This is a genomic window from Isoptericola sp. NPDC019571, assembly GCF_044389385.1.
GTDB classification, from domain to species: Bacteria; Actinomycetota; Actinomycetes; order Actinomycetales; family Cellulomonadaceae; genus Isoptericola; species Isoptericola nanjingensis.
The window spans coordinates 52,625-59,798 of record NZ_JBIRXZ010000015.1; the positions used below are offsets into that span (position 1 = coordinate 52,625).

The following is a 7,174-nucleotide window of genomic DNA, read 5'->3' on the forward strand; positions in this document are numbered from 1 at the left end:
GCCCGGGCGGTCAGGCGAGCTCGGCCCGACGCCGGCGCAGATGGTCGTGCTCGGCCCCCGGCCCGCACAGGGCGAGCGCCGCGTCGTAGGCCCGCAGGGCGCCGTCGGGGTCGCCCGCGCGCCGCAGCAGCTCCGCCCGCAGCGCGGGCAGCCGGTGCCCGGGCAGCGCGACCTCGGCGAGGGCGTCGAGGCCGGCGCGCGGACCGGAGACCTCGGCGACGGCGACCGCGCGGTTGAGGCGCACCACCGGGGTGTCGGCCAGCGTCAGGAGCTCGTCGTAGCGGGCGAGGATGCGGTCCCAGGCGGTCGCGTCCGGGGTGCGGGCGATCGCGTGCTCGGCCGCCACGAGGGCCTGCAGCAGGTACGGCGTCGGGGCAGCGGGGGCGAGCGGGGTGAGCAGCTCGAGGGCCTCGGCGATCTCGTGCTGGTGCCACCGGGAGCGGTCCTGGTCCGGAAGCAGCACCAGGGCGCCGTCGTCCACGCGGGCGTCGCGGCGCGAGTGCTGGAGCAGTACCAGCGCGAGGAGCGCGTCGAGGTCGCGCGCCGCCACGCCGCCGCCGGCCTCCCCGCCGGCCCCCAGCGTGGGCCGGACGTCGCGCAGCACGCGGACGAGCCGCACCGCTTCGCCGGCGAGCTCGGCTCGCACGACGTCGTCCCCGCTGGCGGGCGCGTAGCCCGCGGTGAAGGCCAGGTAGGCGACGTCGGCCGCGACACCGAGGCGGTCGGCGACCTCGTCGGCGGGCGGCAGCGCGAACCGCTCGCCCGCGAGCTTCTTGCGGGCCCGGGTGAGGCGCGCCGCCATCGTCGGCGTGGACTGGAGGAACAGGCGGGCGACGTCGGCCGTGGGCACGCCGAGCACCAGGCGCAGCGAGAACGCCGCGGCCGCCTCGCGCGACAGCCGCGGGTGGGCGCACAGCAGCACCAGCCGGAGCCGCTCGTCGGTGAGGGGCTCGCCGACGTCCGCCATGACCCGCTGTGCCCGGGCGGCCAGGTCCGCCTCGACCTCCAGCAGCGGCATCGACCGCGCCAGCACCTGTTCCGACCGGAGCCGGTCGAGGACGCGGCGCCGGGCGGCGGTGAGGAGCCAGGCCGGGCCGTTCGCCGGCACGCCGTCGCGCGGCCAGGTGCGCGCCGCCGCCTCGAACGCGTCCGCGAGCCCGTCCTCGGCCAGGTCGAGGCGGCGGAACCGCGCGACGAGCAGGGCCAGGAGCCGGCCCCACTCGTCGCGCACGAGGTCCTCGAGGACCGTCACGAGCGTCTCCCCACGGGGTGCCCTACCCGGCCACGGCCGGCCGCAGCTCGACCGTGAGCTCGTCCGGGAGCAGCCGCGCGAGCTCGACGGCCGTGCCCAGGTCGGGCACGTCGACGACGTAGAAGCCGCCGAGCTGCTCGGCCGCCTCGGCGTACGGGCCGTCGGTGACGGCGCGGTCGCCGTTCGCCCCCGGCCCGAGCGTGCGGGCGGTGCCGGGGTGGCCGAGGCCCTCGCCCGCGAGGACCGCGCCCCGCTCCGCGACGGCGGAGTCGAACGCCTCCAGCCGGGCGTAGAAGCGCTCGCGGTGCGCGTCGTCGGCGGCGCCCCAGATCTCGTCGTGGTTCGCCTGCGTGAGCAGGACGACGACCTTCATGCGTCCCCCTCCTCGTGGTCGACCGCGGCGCGGACCTCGACGACGCCGTCGGCGTCGCCGCCGCCGGTCGAGCCGACGAGGGTCGCGCTGACCTGGAGCAGGTCGTCGAGGTCGTCCGACTCGACCAGGTAGAACCCGGAGAGCTGCTCCGCCGTCTCGGCGAACGGACCGTCGGTGACGACGACCCGGCCCGCGGCGTCGCGGGAGACCTGTTTGGTGGAGCGGGAGTGCGTCAGCTCGGCACCGCCGGTGATGCGGTGCCCGCGCTCGGCGAGCAGTCGGGCGAACTCCTCGTGCTTCGCGTAGACGGCGGCGCGCTCCTCGGCGCTCGCGCGTTCCCAGACGTCCTCGACGCCGGGCAGCAGTACGACGTACGTGGTCATGGTCCCATCGTCCTTCCTCGTGGCGGGTCGTACACGGTGATGACGCGCCAGGGGCGGGAAGATCGACAACCGCGCCGAGGTTCCTCTGTGACCACCGCCATGCCGCAGGGACCCGTGGTCGGCATAGGCTCGTCGGCGGCGTGACCCGCCGCGTCCCCCTCGTCGGAAAGGCTCCACCGTGCGTACCTCCCGTCCTGTCCTCGCGGTCGCTCTCGCGTCGGCCGCCACGCTCGCGTTCGCCGGCTGCTCGACGTCGGACGACGGCGACGGCGCGCCCGTAGCGTCCGGCAGCGCGACCGACTGCACGCCCGAGGGGATGCAGACCCTCACCGACGGCACGCTGACCGTGGGCGCCAGCGACCCCTTCGAGCCCTGGTACGTGGGCGAGCCGAGCAGCGGGGAGGGTTTCGAGTCGGCGCTCGTGTACGCCGTCGCGGACGAGCTCGGGTTCGCGAAGGACGACGTCGAGTGGACGTCGGTCACCTTCGAGCAGATCATCAGCCCGGCCGTGAAGACCTTTGACGTCGCCGCCTACCAGACGACGATCACGGACGAGCGGAAGAACGCCGTCGACTTCTCCAGCCCCTACCTGACCAGCCGCCAGGGCGTCATCGTCGCCGACGAGGGTGAGGTCTCCGACGCCGCGAGCCTGGCCGACCTCAAGGGCGCGACGATCGGCGTCACCGCCTCGCAGACGTCGCTCGCCGTCGCCGACGCCGCGTGGGGCGACGACGTCGAGGTCACCCCCTTCAACGCCGCGGGCGACGGCATGACGGCGCTGAGCTCGGGCACCATCGACGCCATGGTGATGGACGTCGACCAGGGCGTCGCCGCCTCGACCGTCTACTTCCCCGACACGCACGTGATCGGCACCCTGCCGCCCGTGGGCGAGCCCGAGCAGCTGGGTCTGGTGCTCGACAAGGGGTCGTCGCTCACCGCGTGCGTCTCGGCCGCCGTCGACACGCTCGAGGAGAACGGCACGCTCGACGAGCTGCGCACCACGTGGCTCAAGTCGGACGACATCACCGAGCTGTCCTGACGCGCACGTGAGCACCCCGACGTCCGGACCCGCGACGACGCCGACCGGCGGATGGCAGCCGTCGGATCGGGCACGCGCCCGCGCGGCGTACCGCCGGGCGCAGCACCGCCGCGCGCTGCTGGTGGCGGGTGTCGCGACCGTGCTGGTGGTGGCCGCCGTCGCGTACGTCGTGACGACGGCGCCCGGCTGGGAGCGGGCGCGCGAGGCGTTCTTCTCCCCGGAGCGGGCGTGGGAGGTGCTGCCCGAGGTCGCGGCGGGGCTGTGGCTCAACCTGCGGGTGTGGGTGGTGGCGAGCGTCGTCGCGCTGGTCGTGGGGCTCCTGCTGGCGGTCGTGCGGACGTCGCGGGTGCCGGCGCTGTTCCCGCTGCGGATCCTCGCCGTCGGGTACGTGGACGTGTTCCGCGGCGTGCCTCTGCTGCTCGTGCTGCTGCTGGTCGGCTTCGGCCTGCCCGCCCTTCGGCTGCCGTGGCTGCCGGTGAGCGCGGCCTTCCTCGGCGGCCTGTCGATCGTGGTCTGCTACACCGCGTACCTCGCGGAGATCTTCCGGGCGGGCATCGAGGCGGTGCACCCGTCCCAGGTGGCCGCCGCGCGGTCGCTCGGGCTGACCCGCGCGCAGGCGGCACGGCGCGTCGTGCTGCCGCAGGCGGTCCGCAACGTCGCCGCGCCCGTGGCCAGCATGCTCGTGTCGCTGCAGAAGGACTCCGGCCTCATCTCCATCCTCGGCGCCGTCGACGCGATCCGCGCCGCCCAGATCGCCACCACCGGGGACTACAACTTCACGCCGTACGTCGTCGCGGGCCTGCTGTTCATCGCGATCTCGATCCCGCTCACCCGGCTGGTCGACGCCTGGTCGGCGAGGCAGGGCTGGCGCGGCGAGCTGCGCGGCGTCGCGGGCGCGGGGGCGATCCGATGACCGCACCCCTGCGCGCGCCGCTGCTGGCGCTGCGCGACGTGCGCAAGTCCTTCGGCACCGGCGCCGACCGCAAGGTCGTGCTCGACGGCGTCGACCTCGATGTGGCCGAGGGGTCGTGCGTCGTCGTGGTCGGGTCGTCCGGCTCCGGCAAGTCCACGCTCCTGCGCGTCGTCGACCTGCTCGAGGAGGTCGACGACGGCCAGGTGCTGCTCGACGGCGAGGACGTCGCCGACCCGTGGGTGGACGCCGACGCCGTGCGCGCCCGCCTCGCCATGGTGTTCCAGCAGTACAACCTCTTCCCGCACCTGCGCGTGCTCGACAACGTGACCCTGGCGCCGCGCGTCGTGCACAAGGTGCCGCGGGCCGAGGCCGAGGCGGCCGCGCTGGCGATGCTCGAGCGCGTCGGCCTCGCGGACAAGGCCCGCGCCTATCCCGACCAGCTCTCGGGCGGGCAGCAGCAGCGCGCCGCCATCGCCCGCGCGCTGGTGAACGGGCCCGAGCTGCTCCTGCTCGACGAGGTGACGTCCGCTCTCGACCCCGAGCTGGTGGGGGAGGTGCTCGACCTCCTGCTGTCCCTGCGCAGCGAAGGTGTCGCCGGGCGGCCCACGACGATGCTCGTCGCCACGCACGAGATGGGCTTCGCCCGCGAGGTCGCCGACGAGGTCGTCTTCCTGCACGCCGGGCGCGTGCACGAGCGCGGTACGCCGGAGCAGGTGCTCGGGGACCCGCAGGAGCAGCGCACCCGGGAGTTCCTGCGCCGGCTGCGCTGACGGCCCGTCAGGAGCCGGTGCCCGGCGCGGTCGCGCCCGCCCTGTCGACGAGGACGGCCAGCTGTTCCCGAGCCGTGAGGCCGAGCTTGGCCATGGCCCGCCCCAGGTGGGCCTTGACCGTCGACTCGGACAGGTAGAGCCGCCGCCCGATCTCTCGGTTCGACAGCCCGTGCGGCAGGAACGTCGCGATCTCCCGTTCCCGAGTGGTGAGGGCGTCGAGGGCGCCACGGGCCTCGTCGCGGCGGCTGTCGAGGCGCCGGCTGCCGGAGAGGTGGCGGATCACCGCGCCCGCGGAGACGTGGTCGAGCGCGCCGGAACCGGCGGCGACGTCACGCACGTGGGCGGCGATGTGCTCGGGGTCGTCGTCCTTGCTGAGGAAGCCCTGCGCGCCCGCGGCCAGCGCGGCGACGACCGTCTCGTCGGTGCCGAACGACGTGAGCGCGATGACCGCGGGAGGACCGGGACGACGCCGGAGCTCGCGGATGGCGTCGAGCCCGCCGGTGCGGCGCATGTGCAGGTCCATGAGCACGACGTCGGGCCGGTACTCGGCGACAGCCGGCACGACCTCGTCGCCGTCGGTCGCCTCACCGACGACGTCGATGCCCTGGGCGGCCAGCACCGTCGTGAGAAGCCGCCGCACCATCGGGTCGTCGTCGACCACGAGGACTCGGACCTCCATGCACGCGAACGATAGCCCCGGGCGCCAGCGTTCGCCGGACGAACGCCCGGGTCACGTCGCGCGGGCGACCCACGGCAGGTGGGCGCGGACGATAAACGACCCGTCCTCACGGCCGGCGACGAGGGTGCCTCCGACGGCGTCGGCCCGCTCGTGCATCCCCAGCAGCCCCGAACCGGTACCCGGCAGCGACGGCGCACGAGCACCGTCGGACGGCAACAGGTTGCGCACCGTGATGTCGACCCCACGCTCCGGCGCAGCGTCGACGCGGACGTCGACGGGCTGACCACCCGCGTGCTTGTGGGCGTTGGTGACCGCCTCCTGCACCACCCGGAACGTGGCACGCACCAGGGTGGGTGCGGCGTCCTGCCCGCCCGTGACGGAGACCGCGGCGGTGGTCCGGGGGTCGTCGCCGGTCATCCGGCCGAGCAGTGGGCGCAGGTCGTCGAGCGTCGCGCCGGGGAATCCGGTCACGGTGTCGCCCGAGCGCAGGGTGGTCACCAGCGAACGCAGCTCCCTGATGGCCTGCTGCGCCGAGGCGCGCATCTCTCGGGCCGCCCGCGCCGCCGCCGGGTCGTTCGTGCTCGTGACCTCGAGGGCCGAGGCCTGCAGCGAGATCTCTGCGACATGGTGCGCCACGGTGTCGTGCACCTCCCGCGCGATGAGGCGTCGCTCGTCCTGGCGCCCCGCCTGGTCGCGCAGGACGGCCGCCGCGGCGGCTGCCGCCTGCTGCTCGTCACGGGCACGCTCGGCCGCCAGGTGCGCACGGCGGACGAGTCCGGCAGCGACCGACAGGCCGAGCAGCACGATCCCCACCGCGACGTAGGCCGCCGCCGTCGGGTCGGAGGACAGCACGCGGGTCTGCTCGTCGACGGTCACCAGCACCTGGGCCTCGTGGTCGCGCAGCGCGTCCCGCAGGAGCGCCGTCGCGGTCGCGGCAGTCGTCGCACCGGCCGCGGTCAGGCAGGCCCGGACAGATCCCGTGGCCAACACCCACGGGAGGGTGAGGAGCGCCGCCGACGCGTCCAGAGGGAGCAGGACCGAGCACGCCGAGGCGCCGAGGCAGAGGGCGAACGGGAAACGCCGCCTCCACACGAGCAGACCCGCCAGCGCGAGACCGACGACGGCGCCCACCACGTACAGCGTCGGGTGCAGGGCACTCTCCCGTCCCGTGGCCTGCGACGCGAACCACACCGCCATCAGGGCGCTCGCGGCCGACACCGCCACGGCGACCACCGTGCCGGCTGCCGACGCCCAGCGCAGGACGGCGGCACGCCGCACCCGCGAGCTTCTGTCCGGGCCTGGCGTGTCAGCCGCTCGAGCGAACATGCGTCGACAGTACGGCGGGCCGTGCCGCCGCGCGTCTGCCGACCGGGTACGTCAGCCCACTCGCGGCGTACCCGATCGGGCACCCGGCTCGGCCCGATCGGGCGATGTGGCTCGGTCGGCGCGAGGGGGATCGTAGAGCGCAGCAGATCGTCCGACGGCCCGTGTGGGGCAACGGGCGCACGTATCACCACATCCAGGTCGCAAACGAGGAGTACCCATGTCCCAGACCGTCCCGCCTGCCCAGGGCGCCCCTGTCCCGCCGGCTCCGACCGGCCCGGTCCAGCCCGCGCCGGGCTTTCCGGCGCCACAGGCACCTCGCCGCGGCAACGCCATGGCGATCACTGGGGACTGCTGCAGGATCGGTTGACACCGGGTGAGTGGTGATCATGCCGCAAGGGCGGCGTTCTGGGTGGTGAAGGCGAGTTCGTACTCGACTGGG

General features: G+C 74.7%; 8 protein-coding genes. 3 read left to right on the top strand and 5 right to left on the bottom strand.

Annotated features, from left to right (window positions below):
• Positions 1-10: 10 nt before the first annotated feature.
• From ACH443_RS19960 to ACH443_RS19970, 3 genes are read right to left on the bottom strand one after another with little or no spacing between them, the layout of a single operon-like run.
• Positions 11-1,252 carry an RNA polymerase sigma factor gene (locus ACH443_RS19960; RefSeq protein WP_430591293.1) on the bottom strand — a complete coding sequence of 414 codons (1,242 nt, stop codon included), beginning with the start codon at positions 1,250-1,252 and terminating at the stop codon, positions 11-13.
• Between the two features lie 22 nt (positions 1,253-1,274).
• Positions 1,275-1,625 carry a YciI family protein gene (locus ACH443_RS19965; protein WP_430591294.1) on the bottom strand — a complete coding sequence of 117 codons (351 nt, stop codon included), beginning with the start codon at positions 1,623-1,625 and terminating at the stop codon, positions 1,275-1,277.
• Positions 1,622-2,008, bottom strand: a complete 387-nt coding sequence (locus ACH443_RS19970; RefSeq protein WP_430557043.1) for a YciI family protein — start codon at positions 2,006-2,008, stop codon at positions 1,622-1,624. The genes ACH443_RS19965 and ACH443_RS19970 overlap by 4 nt, the downstream gene beginning before the upstream one ends.
• 178 nt (positions 2,009-2,186) lie before the next feature.
• Between ACH443_RS19970 and ACH443_RS19975 the strand changes: the two genes are divergently transcribed.
• Genes ACH443_RS19975 through ACH443_RS19985 form a run of 3 tightly spaced genes read left to right on the top strand, consistent with a single transcriptional unit; the run spans position 2,187 to position 4,730 of the window.
• Positions 2,187-3,047: an ABC transporter substrate-binding protein gene (locus ACH443_RS19975; RefSeq protein WP_430591295.1), complete on the top strand. Its 861-nt coding sequence runs from the start codon at positions 2,187-2,189 to the stop codon at positions 3,045-3,047.
• Positions 3,048-3,054: 7 nt separating this feature from the next.
• Positions 3,055-3,960: an ABC transporter permease subunit gene (locus tag ACH443_RS19980; protein WP_430591296.1), complete on the top strand. Its 906-nt coding sequence runs from the start codon at positions 3,055-3,057 to the stop codon at positions 3,958-3,960.
• Positions 3,957-4,730 carry an amino acid ABC transporter ATP-binding protein gene (locus tag ACH443_RS19985; protein WP_430591297.1) on the top strand — a complete coding sequence of 258 codons (774 nt, stop codon included), beginning with the start codon at positions 3,957-3,959 and terminating at the stop codon, positions 4,728-4,730. Before ACH443_RS19980 ends, ACH443_RS19985 begins: the two co-directional genes overlap by 4 nt.
• A 7-nt stretch (positions 4,731-4,737) precedes the next feature.
• On the opposite strand, the gene ACH443_RS19990 is transcribed toward ACH443_RS19985, so the two are convergent.
• Both ACH443_RS19990 and ACH443_RS19995 read right to left on the bottom strand, forming a co-directional pair.
• Positions 4,738-5,409: a response regulator gene (locus ACH443_RS19990; protein ID WP_430591298.1), complete on the bottom strand. Its 672-nt coding sequence runs from the start codon at positions 5,407-5,409 to the stop codon at positions 4,738-4,740.
• 51 nt (positions 5,410-5,460) lie between these two features.
• The gene (locus ACH443_RS19995; RefSeq protein ID WP_430591299.1) at positions 5,461-6,687 is read right to left on the bottom strand and encodes a sensor histidine kinase; all 1,227 of its coding nucleotides are present in this window, start codon (positions 6,685-6,687) and stop codon (positions 5,461-5,463) included.
• Between the last annotated feature and the right edge of the window lie 487 nt (positions 6,688-7,174).

Bases quoted from the DNA above. Each gene is read 5' to 3' on its own strand.
- ACH443_RS19985 (WP_430591297.1), top strand. From the start codon at position 3,957: ATGACCGCACCCCTGCGCGCGCCGCTGCTGGCGCTGCGCGACGTGCGC.
- ACH443_RS19990 (WP_430591298.1), bottom strand. From the start codon at position 5,409: ATGGAGGTCCGAGTCCTCGTGGTCGACGACGACCCGATGGTGCGGCGG.
- ACH443_RS19970 (WP_430557043.1), bottom strand. From the start codon at position 2,008: ATGACCACGTACGTCGTACTGCTGCCCGGCGTCGAGGACGTCTGGGAA.
- ACH443_RS19965 (WP_430591294.1), bottom strand. From the start codon at position 1,625: ATGAAGGTCGTCGTCCTGCTCACGCAGGCGAACCACGACGAGATCTGG.